23 protein-coding genes and 1 pseudogene (1 of these 24 only partly in view) are annotated in these 25,063 nt (G+C 36.3%); 12 read left to right on the top strand and 12 right to left on the bottom strand.

Translation table 11 applies throughout. The features are described 5' to 3' along the window. On the top strand, positions 1 to 2,055 hold the 3' portion of the coding sequence (locus BTOYO_RS17050; protein WP_000375557.1) for an efflux RND transporter permease subunit. Its footprint begins 990 nt before the window's first position; 2,055 of the gene's 3,045 nt are visible here — the last part of the coding sequence; its start codon lies off the left edge, out of view; its stop codon occupies positions 2,053 to 2,055. Between the two features lie 221 nt (positions 2,056 to 2,276). On the opposite strand, the gene pstA is transcribed toward BTOYO_RS17050, so the two are convergent. From pstA to BTOYO_RS17035, 3 genes are all read right to left on the bottom strand, one after another. After that, positions 2,277 to 3,197, bottom strand: coding sequence for a phosphate ABC transporter permease PstA (pstA, locus tag BTOYO_RS17045; protein WP_000994143.1), 921 nt, complete (start codon positions 3,195 to 3,197; stop codon positions 2,277 to 2,279). Positions 3,198 to 3,199: 2 nt separating this feature from the next. Beyond that, on the bottom strand, positions 3,200 to 4,090 hold the full coding sequence (pstC, locus tag BTOYO_RS17040) for a phosphate ABC transporter permease subunit PstC (protein ID WP_000676684.1): 891 nt from the start codon (positions 4,088 to 4,090) through the stop codon (positions 3,200 to 3,202). A gap of 70 nt (positions 4,091 to 4,160) precedes the next feature. Then, positions 4,161 to 5,063, bottom strand: coding sequence for a phosphate ABC transporter substrate-binding protein PstS family protein (locus BTOYO_RS17035; RefSeq protein WP_000245101.1), 903 nt, complete (start codon positions 5,061 to 5,063; stop codon positions 4,161 to 4,163). Positions 5,064 to 5,574: 511 nt separating this feature from the next. On the opposite strand from BTOYO_RS17035, the gene BTOYO_RS17030 reads away from it, so the two are divergent. The 3 genes from BTOYO_RS17030 to BTOYO_RS17020 are packed head-to-tail and all read left to right on the top strand — an operon-like array spanning position 5,575 to position 7,929. Further along, positions 5,575 to 5,832, top strand: a complete 258-nt coding sequence (locus BTOYO_RS17030) for a FeoA family protein (protein WP_000252995.1) — start codon at positions 5,575 to 5,577, stop codon at positions 5,830 to 5,832. Continuing rightward, positions 5,829 to 6,551: a FeoB small GTPase domain-containing protein gene (locus tag BTOYO_RS17025; protein WP_000064958.1), complete on the top strand. Its 723-nt coding sequence runs from the start codon at positions 5,829 to 5,831 to the stop codon at positions 6,549 to 6,551. The genes BTOYO_RS17030 and BTOYO_RS17025 overlap by 4 nt, the downstream gene beginning before the upstream one ends. After that, a complete protein-coding gene (locus BTOYO_RS17020; RefSeq protein ID WP_000443614.1) occupies positions 6,529 to 7,929 on the top strand; it encodes a nucleoside recognition domain-containing protein in 1,401 nt (466 codons plus the stop codon). The genes BTOYO_RS17025 and BTOYO_RS17020 overlap by 23 nt, the downstream gene beginning before the upstream one ends. A gap of 339 nt (positions 7,930 to 8,268) precedes the next feature. On the opposite strand, the gene BTOYO_RS17015 is transcribed toward BTOYO_RS17020, so the two are convergent. The 7 genes from BTOYO_RS17015 to BTOYO_RS16985 form a co-directional block, all read right to left on the bottom strand. Next, positions 8,269 to 9,435 carry a Ger(x)C family spore germination protein gene (locus BTOYO_RS17015; RefSeq protein ID WP_000681643.1) on the bottom strand — a complete coding sequence of 389 codons (1,167 nt, stop codon included), beginning with the start codon at positions 9,433 to 9,435 and terminating at the stop codon, positions 8,269 to 8,271. Then, the gene (gene gerLB / locus BTOYO_RS17010; RefSeq protein ID WP_000801988.1) at positions 9,419 to 10,543 is read right to left on the bottom strand and encodes a spore germination protein GerLB; all 1,125 of its coding nucleotides are present in this window, start codon (positions 10,541 to 10,543) and stop codon (positions 9,419 to 9,421) included. Before gerLB ends, BTOYO_RS17015 begins: the two co-directional genes overlap by 17 nt. Further along, entirely contained in the window at positions 10,544 to 12,022 is a 1,479-nt protein-coding gene (gerLA, locus tag BTOYO_RS17005; RefSeq protein WP_002037989.1) for a spore germination protein GerLA, read from the bottom strand. It abuts the gene before it with no gap. Positions 12,023 to 12,123: 101 nt separating this feature from the next. Beyond that, positions 12,124 to 13,596, bottom strand: a complete 1,473-nt coding sequence (locus BTOYO_RS17000; RefSeq protein ID WP_000125691.1) for a sodium:solute symporter family protein — start codon at positions 13,594 to 13,596, stop codon at positions 12,124 to 12,126. Further along, positions 13,593 to 13,790, bottom strand: a complete 198-nt coding sequence (locus BTOYO_RS16995; protein WP_000719867.1) for a DUF3311 domain-containing protein — start codon at positions 13,788 to 13,790, stop codon at positions 13,593 to 13,595. The genes BTOYO_RS17000 and BTOYO_RS16995 overlap by 4 nt, the downstream gene beginning before the upstream one ends. Before the next feature lies 1 nt (position 13,791). Further along, on the bottom strand, positions 13,792 to 14,967 hold the full coding sequence (locus tag BTOYO_RS16990) for an amidohydrolase (protein WP_000382116.1): 1,176 nt from the start codon (positions 14,965 to 14,967) through the stop codon (positions 13,792 to 13,794). A 132-nt stretch (positions 14,968 to 15,099) separates the two neighbouring features. Further along, the gene (locus tag BTOYO_RS16985) at positions 15,100 to 15,810 is read right to left on the bottom strand and encodes a C39 family peptidase (RefSeq protein ID WP_000734495.1); all 711 of its coding nucleotides are present in this window, start codon (positions 15,808 to 15,810) and stop codon (positions 15,100 to 15,102) included. 377 nt (positions 15,811 to 16,187) lie between these two features. Between BTOYO_RS16985 and BTOYO_RS16980 the strand changes: the two genes are divergently transcribed. From BTOYO_RS16980 to BTOYO_RS26555, 8 genes and pseudogenes are all read left to right on the top strand, one after another. Further along, the gene (locus tag BTOYO_RS16980; protein ID WP_001076086.1) at positions 16,188 to 17,603 is read left to right on the top strand and encodes an amino acid permease; all 1,416 of its coding nucleotides are present in this window, start codon (positions 16,188 to 16,190) and stop codon (positions 17,601 to 17,603) included. Positions 17,604 to 17,885: 282 nt separating this feature from the next. Next, complete coding sequence (locus tag BTOYO_RS16975) at positions 17,886 to 18,761, top strand: cytochrome aa3 quinol oxidase subunit II (RefSeq protein ID WP_001176160.1); 876 nt, start codon at positions 17,886 to 17,888, stop codon at positions 18,759 to 18,761. Positions 18,762 to 18,794: 33 nt separating this feature from the next. Then, positions 18,795 to 20,729: a cytochrome aa3 quinol oxidase subunit I gene (qoxB, locus tag BTOYO_RS16970; protein ID WP_000762376.1), complete on the top strand. Its 1,935-nt coding sequence runs from the start codon at positions 18,795 to 18,797 to the stop codon at positions 20,727 to 20,729. 13 nt (positions 20,730 to 20,742) lie between these two features. Continuing rightward, positions 20,743 to 21,345: a cytochrome aa3 quinol oxidase subunit III gene (qoxC, locus tag BTOYO_RS16965; protein WP_000729314.1), complete on the top strand. Its 603-nt coding sequence runs from the start codon at positions 20,743 to 20,745 to the stop codon at positions 21,343 to 21,345. After that, complete coding sequence (gene qoxD, locus BTOYO_RS16960) at positions 21,346 to 21,657, top strand: cytochrome aa3 quinol oxidase subunit IV (protein WP_000531386.1); 312 nt, start codon at positions 21,346 to 21,348, stop codon at positions 21,655 to 21,657. Positions 21,658 to 21,879: 222 nt separating this feature from the next. Next, entirely contained in the window at positions 21,880 to 23,709 is a 1,830-nt protein-coding gene (locus BTOYO_RS16955) for a monovalent cation:proton antiporter family protein (RefSeq protein WP_000399998.1), read from the top strand. 52 nt (positions 23,710 to 23,761) lie between these two features. Then, the gene (locus BTOYO_RS16950) at positions 23,762 to 24,019 is read left to right on the top strand and encodes a DUF4022 family protein (protein WP_000926990.1); all 258 of its coding nucleotides are present in this window, start codon (positions 23,762 to 23,764) and stop codon (positions 24,017 to 24,019) included. Between the two features lie 14 nt (positions 24,020 to 24,033). Next, positions 24,034 to 24,293: pseudogene (locus BTOYO_RS26555) on the top strand (GNAT family N-acetyltransferase). Positions 24,294 to 24,400: 107 nt separating this feature from the next. Here BTOYO_RS26555 and BTOYO_RS16945 read toward each other — a convergent pair. Together BTOYO_RS16945 and BTOYO_RS16940 are read right to left on the bottom strand one after the other, a co-directional pair. Continuing rightward, on the bottom strand, positions 24,401 to 24,829 hold the full coding sequence (locus BTOYO_RS16945) for a hypothetical protein (protein WP_001223560.1): 429 nt from the start codon (positions 24,827 to 24,829) through the stop codon (positions 24,401 to 24,403). Between the two features lie 4 nt (positions 24,830 to 24,833). Next, on the bottom strand, positions 24,834 to 25,034 hold the full coding sequence (locus BTOYO_RS16940) for a helix-turn-helix transcriptional regulator (RefSeq protein WP_000301176.1): 201 nt from the start codon (positions 25,032 to 25,034) through the stop codon (positions 24,834 to 24,836). Positions 25,035 to 25,063 lie beyond the last annotated feature (29 nt).

Genomic DNA, 25,063 nt, shown 5'->3' with positions numbered 1-25,063 from the left:
GTAATCCTTGGCGCAATCGCCGCTACTCTAATTATCTTAATCTTTTTGCGTAACTTCCGAACGACACTCATCGCTGTTGTCAGTATTCCATTATCTATTTTATTAACACTCTTTTTACTACACCAATCTAACATCACACTTAACATTTTAACTCTCGGTGGCTTAGCAGTTGCAGTTGGACGTCTCGTCGATGATAGTATCGTTGTCATTGAAAATATTTTTCGCCGTTTACAAAAGGAACCTTTCTCTAAAGATATTATTATCGATGCAACGAAAGAGGTTGCCGTCGCAATCACTTCTTCTACTTTAACAACGGTCGCTGTTTTTTTACCTATCGGCCTCGTATCAGGAGTAATCGGAAAATTAATGTTACCTATGGTATTAGCAGTTGTATATTCAATCCTTTCTTCTTTAATCGTCGCATTAACAGTTGTTCCACTTATGGCTTTTTTACTACTCAAAAAAACAAAGCATCGCAAGCCGAGCTCTTCACCACGATATGTAGCTACATTAAAGTGGGCTCTTTCTCATAAATTTATTATTCTACTAACTTCATTTTTATTATTTGCGGGATCAATCGCTGCATATATATTACTACCAAAATCGAACATAAAGTCCGAAGATGATACAATGTTATCCGTTAATATGACGTTTCCAGCTGATTATAATTCTGAATCTCAAAAACAAAAAGCCTTTGACTTCGAAAAGAAACTACTCTCTAATCCTGATGTAACAGATGTTATTTTACGAATGGGATCTAGCGCAGAAGATGCACAATGGGGGCAAACGACTAAAAATAATCTTGCCAGTATATTTGTAGTCTTCAAAAAGGGGTCTAATATCGACCAATATATTAAAGACTTAAAGAAAGATCATAAATCTTTTGAACCTGCCGAACTTGATTATATAAAAACGAGTTATTCAAGCTCTGGTGGGGGTAACAATTTACAATTTAACGTAACTGCTACTAACGAAACGAATCTAAAAAAAGCCGCTAACATCGTCGAAACAAAACTAAAGAGTATGGATGCTCTCTCTAAAGTAAAAACGAATTTAGAAGACTCTAAGAAAGAATGGCAAATTCATATTGATCAAACAAAAGCCGAACAATTAGGTTTAACCCCAGAATTAGCAGCACAACAAGTAGCATTCCTTATGAAGAAATCGCCTATTGGTGAAATTTCAATTAACAATGAAAAAACTACTATTATGATAGAGCACAAAAAAGAAAATATTAATAAACAAACAGATATTTTAAACGCAAACATACTGTCACCTATTAACGGACCAATTCCTTTAAAGGACATTGCAACTATTTCAGAAAAACAACTTCAAACAGAAATTTTCCATAAAGACGGAAAAGAAACAATTCAAATTACTGCTGAAGCCTCAAGTGAAGATTTAAGTAAAGTAAGCGCAGAAGTAAACAATGCGATAACCAACTTAGATTTACCTAGTGGAGCAAAAGTAAATATCGCCGGCGCCACTGAATCTATGCAAGAGAACTTCACAGATTTATTCAAAATCATGGGGATTGCAATTGGGATTGTATATTTAATTATGGTTATCACCTTTGGGCAAGCGCGTGCTCCTTTTGCAATTTTATTCTCCTTACCATTAGCTGCTGTCGGTGGTATTTTAGGATTAATCATTTCAAGAACACCTGTCGATATAAATTCTTTAATTGGCGCATTAATGTTAATTGGGATTGTCGTCACAAATGCAATTGTATTAATAGAAAGAGTGCAACAAAATCGAGAAAATGGCATGGAAACAAGGGACGCCTTACTAGAAGCTGGGTCCACGAGACTTCGTCCAATTATTATGACAGCTGTAACAACAATCGTTGCTATGCTTCCTCTCCTATTCGGTCAATCTCAAGCAGGGAGTATGGTATCAAAAAGTTTGGCAGTTGTTGTAATCGGCGGTTTGGCAGTTTCAACTGTTCTTACATTAGTAGTCGTTCCTGTTATGTACGAATTACTGGATAAAATCGGTAGAAAAAGACGTTCACGCAGAAAAATCAGTACTTCTACAGAAACACCTGATATTTAAAGTAAAAAGGCGTTATCTTCACGAATGAAGATAACGCCGTTTCTTTACCTACCCATATAATCCATCCTTCTTTTGCGCATATCGCTCTATAGGTTGACCAAAGTCTACAATAAGATATTCGTTATTTGAAGGTCTTTTACTCCCCCCTTTATATCCATTTCTTCTATATTAAAATACAAAAAGAACCCCCTACTTATAAATAGAGAGTTCTTCTTTATAACTTATGCCGCTTTTACCTTCTTCGTCGTTTTACTTTTTCTTTTCGTTCCTGTAAAACGCTTATGCAATACAGATGCTATCAAGCGTGAAATAACATTGAATAGTAATACCATAATAATTAATACAGCTGCAGATTTTGTCGCAATCAACTTCGCATCCGGGATAATCCCTTCAGAATTCAACTTCCAAATATGAACCGCTAACGTTTCAGCTGGTCTAAATGGATTTAAAGGATGCGCAGGACTTGAGAAGTCCGCTGCTGAATTTAAAATTGGAGATGTTAAACCCGCTGTGTAAATTAATGCCGCTGCTTCACCAAATATACGGCCAGCCGCTAAAATAACACCTGTAATAATTTGCGGTAATGACGACGGGATAATAATACGCGCGATCGTTTGCCACTTTGTCGCACCTAATCCAAGACTCGCCTCTTTTACATTATGAGGAACTTCTGAAATCGCATTTTCACAAACACGCGTTAAACCTGGTAAGTTTAAAATAGTTAAAGCTAAAGCACCACCCATTACCGTGTATCCCCAGCCTGTCATTGTAACGAACACTAACAAACCGAATAAACCAACAACAATAGAAGGTAAAGACGCCATTGTTTCAATACATAAACGAACAAAACTTAAAAATCGACCTTGTTTTGCATACTCCGCTAAATATATTCCAGCACCTAATCCAAGAGGAATAGATATAATAAGCGTTATAACAAGCATATAGAAGGAATTGAATAACTGCGGACCAATCCCACCACCAGCTCTTGTATTGCTTGGTTCTCCAAACAAGAAATTAGGATCCCAAAATCCCCATCCCTTTTGTAAAATTTCAAACACTAAGAACACTAGTAAAGCTACAACTAAAGCCGCAACCGCATAAAAGATACCTGTCCAAACTTTATTTACCGTTCTTGCATTCATTATTATCGCTCACCTCTTTGACCAATCGCTCGAATTACTAAAATAAACAGGAATGAAATAACAAGCAAAATCATCGCTAATGTCCATAGCGCATTGTTCCAAGCCGTTCCGTTCAATGTATTCGTCATATCCATTGTCAGAATACCCGTTAACGTTGCTGTTGGACTATATATTCCTTCTGGTAATTTAATCGTGTTCCCGATTACCATTTGAACCGCTAACGCTTCACCAAAAGCACGCGCTAATCCTAAAACTATACCTGTTAAAATCCCCTGTTTTGCAGCAGGAACAATCACTCGACTAATCGCTTGCCATTTCGTTGATCCTAGACCATAAGAAGCTTCTAAATAATCAAATGGAACAGAGCGTATTGCATCAGAAGCGATACTAGCAATAGTAGGTAATATCATAATACTTAGGACAATAATACCCGCAATTAAACTAAAGCCCACTCCTCCAAACGAATCACGTAATAGTGGCACTAAAATCGTAACCCCTAATAATCCGTATACAACTGAAGGAATACCAACTAATAGTTCTAAAACAGGCTTCAATACTTTATTTCCGAACTTCGGCGAAATTAAATTCATGAATATAGCAAGAGCTATAGCAATTGGCGCACTAATAATAACTGCACCTATCGAAACCAATGTTGAACCTATAATAAAAATTACAGCTCCGAAGGTTCCTTCGTCAGCATTCGGATTCCATTTTGTCGATGTTAATACCTCAGTAAATGAGATACCACTTTGCGTAAAAGATTGAATTCCTTTACCACAAATAAACGCAATAATAGCTAATGTAACTAAAACAATAAAAATACCACAAAACGTAACGAGTGATCTTCCTATATATTCACTCTTTACGTAATTTATTTGTTTTTTCCCCTTCATCACAGGACAGACCCCACTTCATAAATTGAAATGAACAGGACTGACCTTGCAGCCAGCCCCATAAATTTTATTACTTATTTAATTTAGACATCGGAATGTAACCCATATCTTCTACTTGCTTTTCGAAATCTTTACCTTTTACATAGTCAATGTAAGCTTTTGTTGCTTCTTTTGCCTCACCTTTTGTTACCATGTACTCGTAAGACCAGAATGGATATTTACCAGTAGCGATGTTCTCAACTTTTGGTTCAGATCCATCAATTTTAACCGTTTGTAGCGCGCCTTTTTTCTCACCAACCATGTAAGACATTGCTAAGTAACTCACTGAACCTGGAGTAGAGTTAATCGCTTGCTCTACAGCACCATTAGAATCTTGTGTCGTACCAGTTCCATCATTAATTTTCGCGTCTTTCATCACTGTCTTTTCAAAAGTAGCACGTGTACCAGATGAAGCTGGACGGTTAATTACGTTGATTTTTTCGTCTTTCCCGCCAACCTCTTTCCAATTCGTTACTTTTCCAGTGAAGATATCTTGTACTTGTTGTACTGTTAAGTTATCAACTTTTACATCTTTATTTACGACAAGCGCGAATGCGATACCCGCAACTTTGTTATCTACTAATTCTTTTGCTTTATCAGCATCTTTTATTTTATCTCCAGATGGAACATCCGAATTACCAATTTGTACTGCACCAGATGCTACTTGGTTAATCCCTGTTCCACTACCGCCACCTTGAACTTGAATAGAAACTTTTGAATTTTTCTCCATGAATTTCTTTCCAGCTTCCTCTGCAAGAGGTTGAAGCGCTGTAGAACCTGCAGCTGCAATCGTACCTGACAATTCTTGTTTTGCATTATCGCTTCCTTTAGCATTATCTTTACTAGCTGTATCTTCTGCTTTCCCACATCCAACTAATGCTCCTGCTACCACTAAAGCTGCTAAAGAAAATTTAATACCCTTTTTCATAACCATGTCTTGTACCCCCATTTGGATTATCACTTTTCACATTCGTCTACTTTTTTCGAACACAAATTCATTGTAGGACAACAATATTATGTGAGTGTTAAGCAATTTTTAATTTTAAGTAAATGGCGATAATAATCCTAAAAAGCTAGGAATCCCAACATTTGTAGTTACAGAACCCAACAAAATCCACACTAAACGAGCTGTAATGTAAATTTATTCTTAATAATGTAAACTCAATGTAAATGTTTTTCTTTCTTTTCACCTTTTAGTTAAAAATACATTTACAAATCCACTATATTTTTAACTTTTACAATCTCATTTTATTTACATTAAACAGAATTTCAGTATTTTTTTTTAGTACAACTAAATAAATTGGAACAATTCTAAAAATAATTGAATATTTTTAAAGTACTAATTGACAGCATCATTCAATGTAGTCTACTATATTAGTAGCAAAAAGTTTACCTAAGGAAACTTTTTAAACTTAAACTAACAATATAGAGATGAGGTAACTTTTATGGTATCGGCTAATACAAGACCACTTTCTGCATTTAAAACAGGAGAGTTTGTACAAATTGAGAAGATACAATTAGAAGGAACTATGAAACGACGTTTATTAGATCTAGGGTTTATCCCTGGGGCAACGATTAAAGTATTACAGCGCAGTCCACTTGGAGATCCGGTCGCTTATCAAGTAAGCAATACAACTATTGCACTGCGTAAAGAAGAAAGCTCCCTTATTTTCGGGGTATTAATAGGAGATGATTTCAGATGAGCAACCACCGTATTGCTTTAGCTGGCAACCCGAATACCGGGAAAAGTACATTATTTAATACTTTAACAGGCTTAAAACAACATACTGGAAACTGGACGGGAAAAACTGTTTTAAAGGCCGAAGGGGAATATGAACATAACGGAAATAAATATACATTAATAGATTTACCTGGAACTTACTCACTATATTCAAATTCTGCGGATGAAGAAGTGGCGAGAGATTATATTATCTTTGAAAAGCCAGAAGTCACTGTAGTTGTTATAGACGGAACTGCTATGGAGAGAAATTTAAATTTAGCACTCCAAGTGATGGAAATGACGAGCAACGTAGTTATTTGTATTAACTTAATTGATGAAGCTGAGAAAAAAGGCATCGTTATTGATGAAAAGAAATTAGCAACATCACTCGGTGTACCGGTAGTAAAGATTTCAGCTCGAAACCGAATTGGTATCGGGCATTTACTAAATGTCATCGCTAAAGTAGCAAATAAAAAAATAATTCCAACACCAATTAAAATTACTTACAGCGAAAAAATCGAAAATATGATTCAGGAATTAGAACCACAAATTTATAAAGTGTTCGGTGATGTGTACCCAGCACGCTGGATTGCGTTACGTATATTAGATGGGGATAAAAATTTCTTAACTACACTTCAAAAACACCATAATGAACCACTTGTAAGGGAGGTCGTAATAAATGGAATCTCACTCAGCCAGTAAAGCTCTTCCATTGGACTATATTATTCAACATGCACAAACACTATCAAAAGAAGATATACGAGATGATATTGTCGGAGATATTTACCGAACATCTGCAAGCATATGTAAAGAATCTGTTCAATATACAAATACTGATAAATTGTATCGTTCTGAAAAACTAGATAAAATTTTCACATCTCCAATTTGGGGATTTCCAATTATGCTAGGCATTTTATCTATTATCTTTTATCTTACAATTGCAGGCGCTAACGTACCATCTGATATGATTGCTGAGTTCTTTGGATGGGTCGAAGGATATTTAACATCTTGGTTCCAAGCAATGCATTCACCTGAATGGTTACATGGTATTTTAATACTTGGTTTATTCCGTGGTATCGGTGCTGTTATTAGCGTTATGTTACCACCTATGGCAATCTTTTTCCCTATGTTCGCACTATTAGAAAACTACGGATACTTACCACGTGTTGCGTTTAATATGGATCGTTTATTTAAGCGATCTGGTGCTCATGGTAAACAATCTTTAACAATGGCAATGGGATTCGGTTGTAATGCAGCTGCTATTATGTCAACGCGTATTATCGAATCGCCACGTGAACGTATGCTTGCTATCTTAACAAACAACTTCGTTCCATGTAACGGTCGCTGGCCTACGTTAATTTTAATGGCTTCACTATTTATGGCTGCTGGTTATACAGGTAGTATGCAAACATTTGTTACCGCTGGCGTTGTAGTTGGAATGGTTGTAATTGGTGTTATTATGACGTTAACCGTTTCTTGGGTACTATCGAAAACAGCTTTAAAAGGCGTTCCAACTCACTACACACTTGAGTTACCACCGTACCGTAAGCCAAAAATTTGGAATACAATTGTACGTGCAACACTCGATAAATCCATCTATGTTTTAAAACGAGCTATAGTTGTAGCTGCTCCTGCGGCTGCATTAACTTGGTTACTCGCTAATATTTTCATCGGTGACACAAGCCTGCTTATGTATTTTGTAAACTTCCTAGATCCATTCGCTAAAATGTTAGGACTTGACGGCTTTATTCTAGCTGCATTCATTCTTGGACTACCAGCTAATGAAATTGTTATTCCGATTTTATTAATGTCTTACTTATCAACTGGATCTTTAACTGAAATAGATGATTTTAATCAGATTAAAAATCTATTCTTAGAAAACGGTTGGACTTGGTTAACAGCGTTAAACACAATGTTGTTCTCCCTTCTTCATTTCCCGTGCGGAACGACACTAGTTAACATATATAAAGAAACAAAAAGTGCAAAATGGACATTCTTATCGTTTGCAATCCCTACCGTTATCGCCATTGTTGTTACATTCCTCTCTACACAATTGGTACATTGGTTAGGGCTTGTATAAAGTGAAACTTTACTCATTAGGGGCTTGTACACGCCCTCACTAATCAGGCGTGTACGGGTAGTTGACTTCCTATCTAACATCTTGTTCCCACCGAATTTTTTAGGTAAAAGTCTTACTGCCCATTAACGCGGGAGAAAAACAAAGCATACATAGAAGGTATCCCCCTCCACATATGCTTTGCGCGAAAGAAACCTGAAAATCATTCAGGTTTCTTTTTTTCTTTCCACGGCTGCGCCCCATACGTTGTGAGTTTTTTATGGATGAAGTATATGGTTCCCGGAAGAACCGCCATTAATATCGTGCAACTAATTCCTAATCCAGTAAACAACTTTCATCACCTTATTTCACTCTCTTCGGTAAAGCTGAGCCTGAATGTTCAATTATCGGATGAACATGAACAGTAATTTCAGCATCACTAAAATAATTCTGACCTTGATCCCAATTCTTACTTATTTTTTTCCACTCTTTATAATTATGTCTCTTATACACTTCCCCTAATTCTAATACATCTACCTTATATTTTTTTTGAACAAGCTTAATCGATTTTTGGATGCGTTTCTCCATTTCCTCCGAAATATCCTTCTCTAAACGCTTTTCATTCAACACCTTTTTATGATCACTAAAGTGCAACTCCGCCAATGTCCCTTCCAGAGATATGTGAATATCAAATTTTGGTTTTGTAGCATTCGTTGTAGATACTTTAATTTTCCGACGCAGCTTATGAATTTCATATGTAATAAGTTGATCCTTTTTACGAATGGTAAAAAAACCTCCAATTTTTTTACCTATTATATAATTCATCCCTAATGTTTCTTCCCCCCCCAAAATACCTACACACTTATTATCCTTCCCGCGAAACAGCGCTGCCCCGTTCATTTGTACCCCTTGTTTTGTTAGTTCGAGAATAGGTAATACAAAACTCCGATTGGAAATCATCTTTTCCTGGACTTCACCAATTCTTGCAGCCTCAATCATTTGGGCATTTTTCGGAGGATGTTCAGCTAACATATCGATATACTGCGCTGGCAAATTTTCAGGCTTGGCACTCTGCTTTAAAATAGCTTCTGCATTTTGCTTAGAAACGAACAAACGAATATTCCTTCTCATTTCATGATCGCGAATATATACATCTAACGTATTTTGCAAAACATATGGATTCGCTAGTAAATCTTTAGAAAAAATAATCACTTGTATATGCGGAAAGAATAATGAACGACTAATTTTTTTGGCGATAATTCGGATTTGCTCAAAGACACTATCTGCTTTCGCACTAACATTAATATAATTTTCGCCATCTCCATCACCTTGTCCACCTTGTTGCGACAATTTACTGGGGAGTACCATCTGATACGTCCCTTTCATAATTGGATTTGCTTTCTTTGCCTTTACAATATCGTAAGCTGCACCTACTACAAATCCTCTTTCTTCTATTTCTTCTAACTCAGAGCACCCACTTATAGATCCAGCTAAAACCATAACCATTATTATTTTAAGAAGGTGTTTCATTTTTACCATTCCTTCTTTTTATTTTATATACAATAAAAACTAACAAAGGCGCTAACACGACAAACCCCATATCTATCCAAGCTAAATAAGTCCCATAACTTGACAATTCCTTCAAATTACTAGGTATCATATTCACCATAAAAATAATCGGGGCACTCACAAAAATGAAAATATGTTTCTTCACTTTTGGAAACATAGCACAAAATAATAAAGATGCGACGTCATAATACATTGCTGTCGTGTTATAAATAGTAATAATCCAAGTAGTAAAAAAAATTGCATCAAATCTTTCTAAAAACCCTCCACCAATTTCAATTTCTTTTCCTAGTTCAATTGTTGGATATGTCAATCCACGTGTTGTCATATATGTAAAAACACTAATACAAGTTACATAAATTAAAATGTATGACAATACGTTCACCATCACCGCTTTTGCAACTGCCATTGGCGCTTTTTTCGCTGTCTTATCGTTCAACAACACAGCATAAAACAGAGCTACCTCAAATCCGATGAATGTAAAAATAGAATTTTTAACTCCTACAGCATATTGACTGACATTCGTTTGAAAAGCCGGTAGTAAATTATCTATTTCCATTAAGTTCACATTCAATAAAGAAAGAAGCACTATCGCAATTAAAACAATTGGCAAGAATAGAACATTTAACCTTAATAAAGCCGCTCTCGATCCAGCTACTCCATAAATAACAACCAATAAGAAGAAGAAAGACAATAGCTGTATTGGTGTATCACTAAATAAATATGTTTGTGAAATAACCGCAATCATTCGCGATTCATATGCTGTCAAAGCTGCAAATGTTAATACTAAGATGCTACTAATTGTGTATGCAACAGGTTTCGTCAAATGCGCACTCGTATATTGAACAAAGTTTTGTTTTGGGAATAAAATAGCTACCCTCGTTACAAACCAACCTAAAACCGCACATATCAATCCACCCAAAAGTAAAATAATCCAACCGTCCGAAAATAAAGTTTGATCAGCAATATCTCTCGGCATAGACAATGCCCCTATACCAATAATGGTTGACGATACCGCAAACCCAATTTCCCGAGATCCAATCTCTTCATCGCCATACTCAAATGGTTTCAATTATTTTCGCTCCTTTGGACGTATTGTAGAATCTTTTGTTTGTAAATATTCCGGTCTCTCTTTCAACATCGATTTTGGCATACGAATAAGTTCTTCTTTCCAATCTTTATAAAATGCAGGAGCAATAGGCGTTGTATAAGGAATACCAACACTCTTTAAATTCGTAATATGAATCGCAAGTGAAATAAGAGCTAAAATGATTCCGTACAATCCAAAAGCAGTTGCTGCTAATACAAAAACAAAAAGTAAAATGCGAAACGTAATTGTAATGCTATATACAGGCAGTGAAAATGTAGCAATTGCAGTAACTGCAATAATAATAACTAAGAACGGGTTTACAATTCCTGCATTCACCGCCGCTTCCCCAATTACAAGACCGCCTACAATCCCAATTGTTTGTCCCATCGGTTTTGGCAATCTAATTCCCGCTTCTCGTATTAACTCCATCGTTAATGCCATCATTAATGTTTCAATATATGCCGGAAATGGTACCCCTTCTCTGGCTCCCGCAATAGAATAAGCTAGTTTAGATGGGATAAGCCCTTGATGATATGATACAAGTGCTACATACATAGCTGGTAGCAAAACTGCCATTATACCAGAAACCATCCGTAAAACTCTCAATAACGTTCCAATCACCCAGCGCTCATAATGATCTTCGACAGATTGAAAAATATCAACAAATACAAGTGGAGCTATAAGAGCAAACGGTGATCCATCCACCAAAATAGCCGCCTTTCCTTTCGCTAATGAAGCCACAATATTATCAGGCCTTTCCGTATTTAAAAACTGCGGAAAGGGTGACAAATTATTATCTTGAATTAATTGCTCAATCGTTCCCGTCTCAAAAATGACATCTGTCACTATGGATTGAAGACGCCGATCTAGTTCTTTTACAATATACGGGTTAATAATATCTTCTATATATACTAAGGTTACTTCTTTCTGCGATCGTTTCCCCATAATATAAGATTGAAACCGTAACTTCGGATCACGTAAACCACGGCGAATTAACATTTTATTTACATTAATATCTTCATTTAACCCAACTCTTGGTCCACGTATTAAATCTTCTGTCACTGGAGGCTCTAGACTTCTTTTCTCCCAAGCTCTACTGTTAACAACAATAGCCGTTTGAATATTATCAATTAATATAACTGTATCTCCCGCTAAAATCGCATTTATAATATCTGGAAATGTTGTTTTCATACCGACTTCTGCGATAGAAATAAAGCGATCCAATAACGTTTGAACAATAGCTGCTGCTTTTTGTATTTCTTCATATTGAAGCGTACGAACTACATATTTATAAACATTATCCTTATCTGTTAACCCACATAAAAAAATAACAGCGCAGCGCGTTAAACTGCCAGCAAGAGCAACTTCTCTAATTGTTAAATCATTAGGTGAACCTAACTCATCTCTTATTTTCTCCATAACTTCAAACAAGTTACCTTCTAACTCTAACAATTCCCCCACCTAACTTCCTTTTCAATAAGTTTTTAGTTAGATTCCGCTAATAGAAGAAAATATATACAAAAAAGAGCTATCTCTTTTCAAAGATAGCTCTCGTGCACAGGTTATTTTTCTACTATTATATTGTCTGTTTTTATAGATACTCTTTTCGTAATCCCACTCACTACAAACATCACAATCATATTCATTAATAATGCGATTATACCTACGTTTAAATCTTTTATATACTGCGGGAAACTCGGAAACATCGTAGCTATAGTAGAACCAGATAAAGTAATATATGCAACAACTAACAGACCAATCGCCATTCCTGCAATCGCCCCTTGCTTCGTAATAATTTGACGTGGAAACAAACTACATACAAGTGCAGGAAAAAGTTGCGTTACAATACTGTATCCCATTAAAAGGAGAGCTCCTATTGTTTCTCCTCCTTTAAATGTAAATAAAACTGCTATAAACGTTACTACAGGCACAAATAATTTTGCTACTTTGGCCACTTGTCTATCTGAAGCAGATGGGATCATCGTTCGGTAAATATTTTTCGCTAACAATGTAGACGCGGCCATAACAAGCATGGATGCTGGAACTAATGCCGTTAATACCCCAGCACTACCAATAATTCCAATAAACCAAGGATCAAAAGTTTGTAAAGCAAGACGGAATAATGAAAGATCTACATCTGCTCCCTTTAATCCAGGAACTTGCAGGATAGCAGCAAACCCTGCAAAAAATACGAAAAGTAAAACTAAAGAGTACAATGGCATAATTGCCGCATTTTTACGAAATACTTTTTCATTTTTAGCAGAGAAAGCAGAAGCAAATGTATGAGGCCACATATAAAAACCTAGGGCCGTTAATATAATAGTAGAAACAAACCAAGAAATACTCATCCCTTCTTCAGGTAAAGATAAAAATCCTGGTTTCGCAGCTTCTACAGCTTCGAACATTGGCTGAAACCCTCCGTAATAATGATACGGTAAATATATACCTAAAAACATAACAATAAACAGGATCATAATGTCCTTCAAAGCGGCTGTCCAAGCTGATCCATGTATACCTGAAACCATTACATATATAGTTATAACAATAGCGCCAATCCATACTGCAACAACAGGTGATACCCTTCCATAAGAAGCTTCTGAAACGATAATCCCCAATCCCTTCAACTGTAAAACAAGATATGGGATGATGGAAACAACACCAACAATTGAAACAATCAATCCAAGCGCTTTACTTCTATATTTCTTTGCAAAAAAATCTGGCTGTGAAACAAGGTTATGTTCTTTCGCATATTTCCAAATTGGCGGTAATAAGAAATACGATAAAATATAAGCTAGTGCGCCATAACCTAAAATATAAAAAGTAGGCGCTCCTTTACTATACGCCCATCCACTTCCTCCTAAAAATGTGAATGTCGTATAAATTTCGCCTGCCATAAGGAGAAATACGAAAATCGTTCCAAATCCTCTTCCTCCAACTGACCATTGCTCTAAATTCATATCTTTTCCACGCTGCGCCCGAATACCTAAAAATAGCGCTAGAAATAAGAATAAAATAATGATAAATAATGCTGTCATTCCATATCCCCCTTATTAGCAGGATCGAATACGTACACAACCCCCATACAAAGAGAGGTAATAAGCACCGATAATAATACCCAAAATAATAAAAATGGCATCCCTAGTACGTAAGGAGTGACCGAATTTGCAAATACTGGTCCAACTACTAAACAAAGAACGGGAATAAGTGCTAGCACGTGTATTTTCTTCATCTCATTCTCCTTTATTTATGAAATTCATAATGGATGATACAAACACTTCCACGCCAATCGGCAGTGCATCTTCGTCAATCGTAAAACGAGGATGGTGATGAGGATATATAATTCCCTTCTCTTTATTTCCTGCTCCGATAAAAAAGAATGTCCCTGGTGCCTTTTGTAAAAATGCTGAAAAATCTTCTCCAGCCATCGTTGGTTGTAAACGAACAATCCTGTCTCGTCCATAAAGTTGCAATGCCGTGCGTTCAATAAGCTCTGTAACTTCATAATCATTTACAACTGGTCGGTATCCATATTCATAAGAAAATGTATATTTCGCTCCGTAAGATTCTGTAATATACTTTACAATCCGTTCAATCTTCCCCTCTGTTTCTTCTCTCAACTCATGCCTTAAACTCCGCACTGTCCCTTCAATTTCCGCTTGTTCTGGAATCACATTATGGGTTGTTCCGGCATGAAATTGCGTAACAGATACTACGAGAGAATCTAACGGATTCGTGAGGCGAGATACAATTTGCTGAAGTTGTGAAACAACTTGTGTACCGATTGCAATACTATCAATAGTTTCATGAGGGATTCCAGCATGCCCACCCTTGCCCTCAATCGTAATTTTAAAAACATCCGGCGCAGCCATTGCCGCACCATAAATTACACCTATTTTACCAACCTCTAACGACGCCCACAGGTGAGCACCAATAATATAATCCACACCTTCCATTACCCCCGCTGCAACCATTTCCTCTGCGCCACCAGGAAAATTTTCTTCTGCATGTTGGAATAGAAAACGAATCTCCCCTTTAACCCTCTCTCTTTCCTCTACTAACTTATGTACCACACCAAGTAATATCGCCATATGTCCATCATGACCACATGCATGCATCACACCTTGATATATCGAAATAAAATCAAAATCATTTTCTTCATGAATAGGAAGAGCATCCATATCAGCCCGGACCGCAATTGTTTTACCGGGCTGTTTACCTACTAACTTTGCCATCACACTATATTGAGTCGGTCGTGACACTTCTAAATATGGGATTTTTTGAAGTATGTCGAACACAAACTGCGATGTTTTCTCTTCTTGAAAAGATAACTCTGGATACTTATGAAAATGCCTTCTCCACTCAACCAACTGATTTTTTGACAAAACAAGTTCCTTTGCAACATCCATTTCTCTTCTCTCCTTCTTCACCAAGTTAAATGTTATTATAACGCGAATTATTAACTTTTAAAAGAATATTCTAAATTTTCCGTTTTATAGACTTAAAAATAAAAAGCCATCTAAAAGATGACTTTTTCCTTATTACAAAATAGTAATTGCTTGTTTTCCCATTTGCTCCCAAGCTTTCTCAAATTCCGCTCGTGGAACAGCCAAACGTGGATTGTTTTTAAGAGGATCATTTACATATACAAAGTTTTGATCATATCCAATTACTACTGCACTATGCTCATAATATGTAATTTTCACTTCACCTGAACTCGTATTCCATGTTTCAAAACTACTTTCAGCTAGTGGCTTAAACGTTGTATTAATAATGACCCATACTGGAGATCCAGAACTAATTACTTTATATATATCTTGCATGTCTCTACCTGTTAAATTAATTACTTTTTCAGGAACATATTTTTCTGCTAAATTAAAGATTGGTTGATTATATACACCATATCCAGGTTCAGCCTTCGTATAAATGTTTCCAACGAATCCCTCATAAGGATTTCCACGCAAACCATTTTGTTCAAATGGAACACGATGGATTTCGCTAGCAAGCTGCATCTTATCTACTTGTACACCTTTATATTGCAGTAACATAGCCAAACTTGTCACTTCACATCCACGAGGTAATTCTGGTAATTGTTTTATAAATGGAACATCTTCAATCATAGCTGATTCTTTCATTTCAGATAGAAAATCTAAGCGTAGCACTTGCGCCTTTTGTATAATTTTATCTTTCCCTATAAAAAACGCGGTCGCAAGTATAATCCCAAAAACAAAAAGATATTTTAACTTTTTCATTATAAACAAAACTCCATTAATTATTATTTTACAGACACAACTCTTATCATTGTACCCTTCTTCTAACTAGTTTGCTAGAAAGATTCTGTGAATTATTATTCACATTTATATAGTTATAAAATTCTAATTATTTTTAATAAAAAGAAAAAACAATATACTTTTTCGGAACATTTTGCTAAAATCGAAATTATTAACATAGTGAAGATATAACCTTGTTAATAAACATTCTTAGAGTATTTAGTCATAGTTCGTTTTTTACATACTCCATTCATTTCATAACAAATAAATTGAGTATGTGTCACATCCCCCGCTAATGATTAAACACTCAGAATGAAAACCAGTTAATACATACAAGAAAATAACGGGGTGAGGGGCATATGAATCAACAAGTAGAACAAACAAATTTAAAACGTACAATGAAAAGTAGACACTTATTTATGATCGCACTTGGTGGCGTTATTGGAACTGGACTATTTATGGGATCTGGTCAAATCGTCCATAACGCTGGACCTGGTGGTGCAATTCTTGCATTTTTAGTCGGTGGATTTGTTATGTATTTAACGATGTTATGTCTTGGTGAATTATCCGTTGCTATGCCAGAAGCAGGTTCGTTCCAAAGCTATGCAAGCAAATTTATTTCACCTGGTTTTGGATTTGTTGTCGGTTGGATGTATTGGTTAAATTGGGCTGTTACAGTTGGAGTAGAGTTAACAACTGTAAGTATTTTAATGAAACGATGGTTTCCAGACGTTTCTTCGTGGATTTGGTGCGTTACATTTGCAGCAGCACTTTTTCTTGTGAACGCTCTATCAGCAAAGGCATATGCAGAAACAGAATTTTGGTTCGCAAGTGTAAAAGTTGCAACAATTGTTATTTTTGTCGTACTTGGTGGTGCAGTTATGTTTGGTCTACTAGACTTTAACGGAAAACCCGCTCCAATGCTTCACAATTTCACTGAAAATGGCGGTCTATTTCCAAATGGTGCATTAGCTGTTCTTCTTACAATGATTACAGTAAATTACTCCTTCCAAGGAACAGAATTAATCGGAATTGCTTCAGGAGAAAGTGAAAATCCTGAAAAAACAATTCCAAAAGCAATTAAAAACACAATTTGGCGAACTCTATTCTTCTTCGTCCTAGCAATATCAGTTGTTGTAGGGTTACTCCCATGGCAAGAGGCTAATCTAGTCGAAAGTCCATTTGTACTTGTATTTGATGTAGCTGGTGTTCCATATGCAGCAGACATTATGAACTTTGTTATTATTACAGCCGTATTATCCGTAGCTAATTCTGGTTTATACGCAAATTCTCGTATGCTTTGGGCGATGGCAAAACAAGGAATGGCAAGTCCAGCTTTTACGAAGTTAACTAAAAAAGGGGTACCACTGAATGCACTCATTTTCAGTCTTATTTTTGCAAGCCTTTCTTTATTAACAAGCGTGTTTGCGGCAGATACTGTCTTTCTAGTTTTAACATCTATTGCAGCAATGGCCGCCGTTGTCGTTTGGATGTCAATCGCGGCTTCACAGTTTTTCTTCCGTAGAAATTTCGTAAAAAATGGCGGCGACATAAATGACTTAAAATATCGTACACCGCTCTATCCAGTAGTTCCAATCGTAGCGTTCTCACTCAACTTTATTACATTTGTTAGTTTAGCTTTCATTCCAGATCAGAGAATTGCTCTTTATTGCGGAATTCCATTTATGATTATTTGCTACATTTTATACCAAGTTAAATATAAAAAAGTTGTCACATTTGAACAGAAAAAAAGTATAACTCAGGGAATAAACTAAATATACAAAATATTCAGCTATCTTTCTTATAATAAGATAGCTTTTTTCTATTTATTGGATATCTTGGTATAACTTTATTTATCTTAAAATTTTCACAATCACGTTTTTTTCTGGAAAATAGTTTACAATATAATCAAGTTACAAATGATATTCACCTTAAAAAGTGTGCATTTGTGTCTATTTTTTAACAATATCTCAAAAACTATTGCCTTCTATAAATTAATAGGTTTATATTGTTTTATTGGCATAGTTTCAATCCAAGGAGAAAGGAGATTTTCAATCGTGCAACTAAAGAAAGCATTTTGGAAGTTGGCTTCGCTTCTTCCGTTATCATTACTTCTGTTCCTCGGTGGCTGTGATAAGAAACTCGCAGTATTAAATCCGCAAGGACCTGTTGCAAAAGCACAGTATGATTTAATTGTTTGGTCATTCTTGCTTATGTCATTAATTATCGCAATTGTATTCATCCTGTTTACAGTCATCTTGATTCGTTATCGTGAAAAACCAGAGAATATGGACTACGAGCCACCTGAACAACACGGTAACACATTATTAGAAATTATTTGGACGCTTGTTCCTGTTATTATCGTTATCGCATTATCGATCCCAACAGTAAAAGCAACTTATGCTTCGGAAGAGGTTCCGGAAGAGTCCAAACATATTAAACCAGTTGAAATTTATGTTACATCTGCAAACTGGAAATGGTTATTCAGTTACCCAGAGGAAAAAATTGAAACCGTTAACTATTTAAACATCCCAGCTGGTGTACCAATTCAATTCAAACTGACTTCTGTCGGCCCAATGAATGCTTTCTGGGTACCAGAACTTGGTGGTATGAAGTACACAATGGATGGCATGATTATGGATCTTTATTTACAAGCTGATAAGCCAGGTTCTTACCTAGGCCGTAGCGCGAACTTCTCTGGTGAAGGATTCACTCACATGGAGTTCGAAGTTGAAGCAAAAACAAAAGAAAAGTATGACAAGTGGGTAAAAGAAGTACAACAAACTGCTCCTAAACTAACAGAAGATAAGTACAACGAAATTGTTAAACCTGGTGTAGTTGGTCGTATGACATTCTCTAGTCATCACTTAAGTTATGTAGATCCAAAATCACTTGAATATTGTGATTACAACTACTACAAAAACAAAAAATAATAGCTATTATTCCAACAGATTGGAGTGAACACAGTGAAGCTTGATGAATTCTTTGTCACAGGTGACCCGATTATTTACGGTGCAGACGCTTCTATCGTTCTTGTGACATTAGCAATCATTTTCGTACTAACAAAGTATAAAAAATGGAAGTGGCTTTGGGATGAATGGTTGACAACTGTTGACCATAAAAAAATCGGAGCCATGTATATTATTTCTGCGGTTATCATGTTATTCCGTGGTGGTATGGATGGTTTAATGATCCGTGCACAATTAACATTCCCAGAAACAACTTATTTAAACGCTGAACACTATAACGGAATCTTTACAACACACGGTACAGTTATGATTCTTTTCATGGCGATGCCATTCGTTATGGGATTAATGAACCTTGTAGTACCATTACAAATTGGTGCTCGTGACGTTGCATATCCGTTCTTAAATGCTTTAAGTTTCTGGTTATTCTTTGTCGGAGCAATGTTATTTAACATCGCTTTCGTAATCGGTGGTTCTCCAGACGCTGGGTGGACTTCTTACTTCCCAATGGCAGGTACAGAGTTTACTTCTGGTGTAGGAAACAACTACTACGCAATTGCATTACAGATTTCAGGTCTCGGTACGCTAATGACCGGTATTAACTTCCTTGTTACTATCTTAAAAATGCGTACACCTGGTATGACTTTAATGAGAATGCCAATGTTTACTTGGTCAATCTTAATTACAACAATTATCATTATTTTCGCTTTCCCAGTATTAACAGTTGCTCTTGCATTAATGACATTTGACCGTCTATTCGATGCTCACTTCTTTACGATGGCGAGCGGCGGTATGCCGATGTTATGGGCCAACCTGTTCTGGGTATGGGGTCACCCTGAAGTATATATCGTTATTTTACCGGCATTCGGTATTTTCTCTGAAATCATTAGTACATTCTCACGTAAACGTCTATTCGGTTACAGTGCGATGGTATACTCAATGGTTGCAATTTCTTTACTAAGTTTCGTCGTATGGCTTCACCACTTCTTCACGATGGGTGCAGGTCCAGCGGTTAACTCATTCTTCTCGATTTCGACAATGGCGATTTCGATTCCAACCGGGGTTAAGATCTTTAACTGGTTGTTTACACTGTATAAAGGACGTATTCGTTTTACAGTTCCAATGCTTTGGTCATTGGCATTTATTCCAAACTTCGTAGTCGGTGGGGTTACAGGGGTTATGCTTGGAATGGCGGCAGCTGATTATCAATACCATAACAGCTACTTCCTAATTGCTCACTTCCACTACGTATTAATTGCAGGTACAGTATTCGCTATGCTTGCTGGATTCACATTCTGGTATCCAAAAATGACTGGTCATATGTTAAATGAACGCCTGGGTAAATGGACATTCTGGATCTTTATGAGCGGATTCAACATCTGTTTCTTCCCAATGTACTTCTTAGGTTTAGACGGTATGACTCGTCGTATGTACACTTACTCTGAAAGTCTTGGATGGGGATGGCTAAACCAAATCGCATCTGTTGGTGCGGTAATGATGGGTATCGGCTTCCTACTTCTTTGCTACAACGTAATTTGGAGTGCACGTCACGGTGAACGTGACACAACTGGAGATCCATGGGATGGTCGTACACTTGAATGGGCAACTCAATCTCCTGTACAACATTACAACTTCGCGAAGCTTCCTGAAATTAAAGAAGCTGATGCTTTCTGGTACATGAAAAAACGCGGAGAAACAGTTACACCAGCAGCAGAAGATTTAAAACCAATTCACATGCCAAGTAACTCTGGTGTGCCTATTATTGCGTCTTTATTCTTCGGTCTTGCAGGTTTCGCATTAGTATTTAGCTGGTTCTGGCTTGCAGCAATCGGCGGCGTTGGTATTTTAGCTTGCTTAATCTATCGTTCATTCGATTACGACGATGGTTACTACGTAAGTGTTGATGAAATTAAAGAAACAGAACATATAGCATGAGAGGTGAAATGACATGGCGGCTTTAGATAAAAGCTTACCTTTGGAATATCAATCCGAACAAAGCAGATTGAATATCCTAGGATTCTGGATTTTTCTTGGGGCTGAAATTATGCTGTTCGCAACACTTTTCGCCTCTTATCTAGTCCTTGCTGGTCGTACGGCAGATGGCCCAACTCCAGCACAACTGTTTGAACTTAAAACGCTTTTAATTCAAACATTACTACTTTTAACAAGTAGTTTCACATGTGGTATCGTAATTCACGAAATGCGTAAGCACAACCAAAAAGCAATGCTTGGATGGTTCATCCTTACATTACTTTTAGGTGCAGGTTTCCTATTCTTTGAAATCGAAGAGTTCATTATGTACATCGGTGAAGGCGCAACAATTCAAACAAGTGCGTTCCTATCTGCATTCTTCGTTCTTCTTGGAACGCATGGTGCCCACGTAACAGGTGGTATCATTTGGGCAACTTGTGTTATTATCCAAATTTTAAAACGAGGTTTAACACCAGTTACAGCTCGTAAAGTATTCATTATCAGCTTATACTGGCATTTCCTTGATCTTGTTTGGGTCTTTATTTACACACTAGTTTACTTGAACGGGATGGTGGCGTAAATGGGTCAAAATAACAACCAAGCAAACGGGCATGCGCATAGCGGATTCCCTTGGTCACACGTTTTCGGATTTATTTTATCGCTTGCACTAACGTTTCTAGCGTTATACGTGGCACTTTACACAACATTACCACTTTCAACAGTCTTAACAACTATTATCATAATGGCTGTTGCGCAAGCTTTATTACAATTAATTATGTTCATGCATTTAAAAGAAGGAGAAGGAAGAGTCCAAATTCTTACAATGATATACAGTTTCTTCGTTGCAACTGCAACAGTTGGTTTAACTGTATGGATCTTCTTCTCAATGTAATGTACATGAAAAAGACTGCTGAGATTCCTCAGCAGTCTTTTTTTATTCCCCCTCCCCTATTACATCCACATTACGGCATTAACAGCAGAATCATGAAAAATATACTTATTATGACAAATGTTAAGAAAACTCTTTCTTTATGAAATCGAATCCATATGCGTTGATTTTCTACCTATTATATGGCTAAATAGGTACTATATTTATTTGAAGGGAGAGAACGCAATGGAACATCATACTTCTGTTCTATCACTTATGGTTGTAGTTGCAATCGCGTTTTTCGTTCCCCTTTTGTTACAACGCTTTAAATTAAAAGCACTTCCTGTCGTTGTTGCAGAGATCATCGCAGGAATCTTTGTAGGTAAAAGTGGGTTTAATATTATTGAGCCAGATATGTGGCTCCAAGTTTTATCAACACTAGGATTTATCTTCCTCATGTTTTTAAGCGGGTTAGAAATTGACTTTTCTATTTTTAAACAAAAAGGGAAAAAAAGTACGAAAAACGAACCGAACACATTCCAAGCAGCAAGCATTATTTTCTTGTTTATTTTCATCTTATCTTATGCCCTATCATTACTATTCGTATGGCTAGGATTTGTAGATAATGCAATGTTCATGACTTTAATTATTTCAACTATTTCTTTAGGTGTTGTCGTACCAACATTAAAAGAGAATAACTTAGGAAAAACCGCAATCGGACAAATCATTTTATTAGTCGCTGTTATTGCAGACTTAGTTACAATGATTTTACTCGCCGTATTTGTCGGATTAAATTCTGAAAGCGGCCAAAGCATGTGGCTCCTACTCCTTCTATTCGGAGCAGGTATTATCATTTACTTTATTGCAAAACGCTTCAAAAACATCCCATACTTAGATAGCTTAAAAGCTGGTAGTGTACAAATTGATACTCGAGCTGTTTTTGCACTTATCTTAATTTTAGTAGGGTTATCTGAATCTGTTGGTGCAGAAAATATTTTAGGTGCCTTCTTAGCAGGTGTACTCGTATCGTTATTATCACCAAATGAAGATATGGTTGAAAAACTTGATTCCATCGGATACGGTTTCTTCATTCCTATTTTCTTCGTAATGGTTGGTGTAAATCTAGAAGTCTGGTCTATTTTTAAAGAACCTTCTAGTATGCTAATGATCCCAATTTTAATTGTAGGACTCTTTATTTCAAAACTTTTACCATCACTCGTCCTACGTAAATGGTATCCGCGTAATATCGTACTCGGAAGTGCCATCTTATTAACATCAACACTTTCCTTAGTTATTGCGGCGGCACAAATTGGTGAAAAACTAGGAATCATCAGCCCAAGTTTATCCGCTTCTCTTATTTTAAGTGCAGTTATTACTTGCATTTTTGCACCTATATTATTTAAAAAGATGTTCCCAAAAGTGGAAACACCAAAACCGAAAGTATCTATTATTGGCGCGAGCAGAATTACTCTTCCATTATCACTTGATTTAAAACGAGAAGACTATGATGTAACGCTATATATGATGCGCCAAAATAAAATAAATGATGAGGAAGCGAAATCACATGACTTCCCTATCGTGAAATTAGATGATATTACAATTGAATCATTAACTGAACGAACAGCATTTGATGCAAATCGCGTTGTCGTTGCAACAAGTGATGATGAACAAAACTTATTATTAGCAGAACATGCGAAAGAACTAGGTGTTGAACATGTCATTGCAAGTGTAGAAGATCCACTTCTACAAGAAAAAGCAACACAAGAACATATCGCTGTATTCTCGACTATTAACTCTACACGGATTTTATTACGTGCTCTTATCGATAAACCGAGTCTCGTTCGTTTAATTACAACAGCGAACGAAACAGTACGTGAAGTTGAACTACGTAGCAATAAATATAACGGCATCGAGCTTCGTCGCCTTCCATTTTTAGGTGATGTACTTGTCATCCAAATTTACCGAGGTAATAAAGCATTAATACCGCATGGTGATACGAGGTTACAACATGGTGACACACTGCTTGTAACAGGTTCAAAAGAACATATTAATACACTAAAAAACATATTAGAATAGAAAATGCCCCTCACATAATTGAGGGGCATTTTTTTCCATTCTATATGGTAAAATGTTACTATCACATATTATGGGGATGGATCACATTATGTCTATTGTAACTTTAGCTCTATTATTATTAGCGGAAGTACTCGTTGCTATTATTCTCATCGGTGTTAGCATTGAAATTTGTAGTTACGGCTGGAAAAAATCAACTGGCGTCAAATATACTTGTCTCTTGCTTTCGCTCCTTCTTGGAACCGCTAGCATACTCGGACTTTTCGCTGCACCTGCCTATTTCTTTATACAACTAACAGAAAAAGGCTTATAAGGAAGGATGTTAATATAATTACCGTGAAATGTATTGATGCATCTGAAACTTGCGTATTACGTCAAAAATTTTCACACCCGAATCAAACAGTAACAGATTGTAAATACTCTTCCGACTACGTGGAATGGCAACATTACCTAACTTTCGAAACAAACACGCTGGAAGCTCCTTAATTCAAAAAGCGTAACAAGTCTTGCAAGAGCGTAAAGCAAATATTTTATGGTGTAATGGCCGAATTACTGTAACTGACTATTACAAGCGCTTAGGCTTCTAGGAACATGGTGTAATCTTTGAAATTGAACCGATTGGCCTTCATAAAGTATTGTATATAAAAAGATATAAGAAAAGCTTTCCGCAATACAGGAAAGCTTTTCTTATATTTCAATCTTCACTTTTTATTTTTTTCATATATATGTATATAAACAAACTAGGAACTAAAAAACAAGCAACCATAATAAGTCCTGTCATACTAATTTCCTTTATCGAAATATCTGGTGTTACAATGATACAAATAGCTAAAATCCCAATAATAATACCTACCGGAATGAATAATAGTTTCATAAAATAGCTGCGTGATACTCCGCCCGTATGCTCATACACTTGCACCGAATTTTTTAAGTTTAAAAAGTTAATACCTATTATCCCGCACATAAATACCATTAATAAATCCGAAATACTTTCATATCCTGCACCTTGCAAAACATAGCGATAAAAAACAATACCTAGTATGACGATATTTTGTAAGATGAAAACGAGTCTAATATGTTTTAGCCCCTCAATCATTAAACGTTCATCTTTCACGATTCTCATCCCCTCACTCCTCTTCCTCCCAAAATAAATCATTTAATGTTTTATCTACCGCATAACAAATTTTCAAACATAAATCTAAAGACGGGTTGTATTTCCCCTTCTCAATTAAACTAATCGTTTGCCTTGTAACGCCTACTTTTTCTGCTAATTTTTGCTGTGTTAAATCTAACTGAACACGCGCGACTTTTATTTTACTTACAGCCATTCATGTTCCTCCTCTACCTTAATTGTAAC

This window comes from Bacillus toyonensis BCT-7112, from assembly GCF_000496285.1.
GTDB classification, from domain to species: Bacteria; Bacillota; Bacilli; order Bacillales; family Bacillaceae_G; genus Bacillus_A; species Bacillus_A toyonensis.
This window is presented reverse-complemented; position numbering and strand designations above follow the sequence as displayed.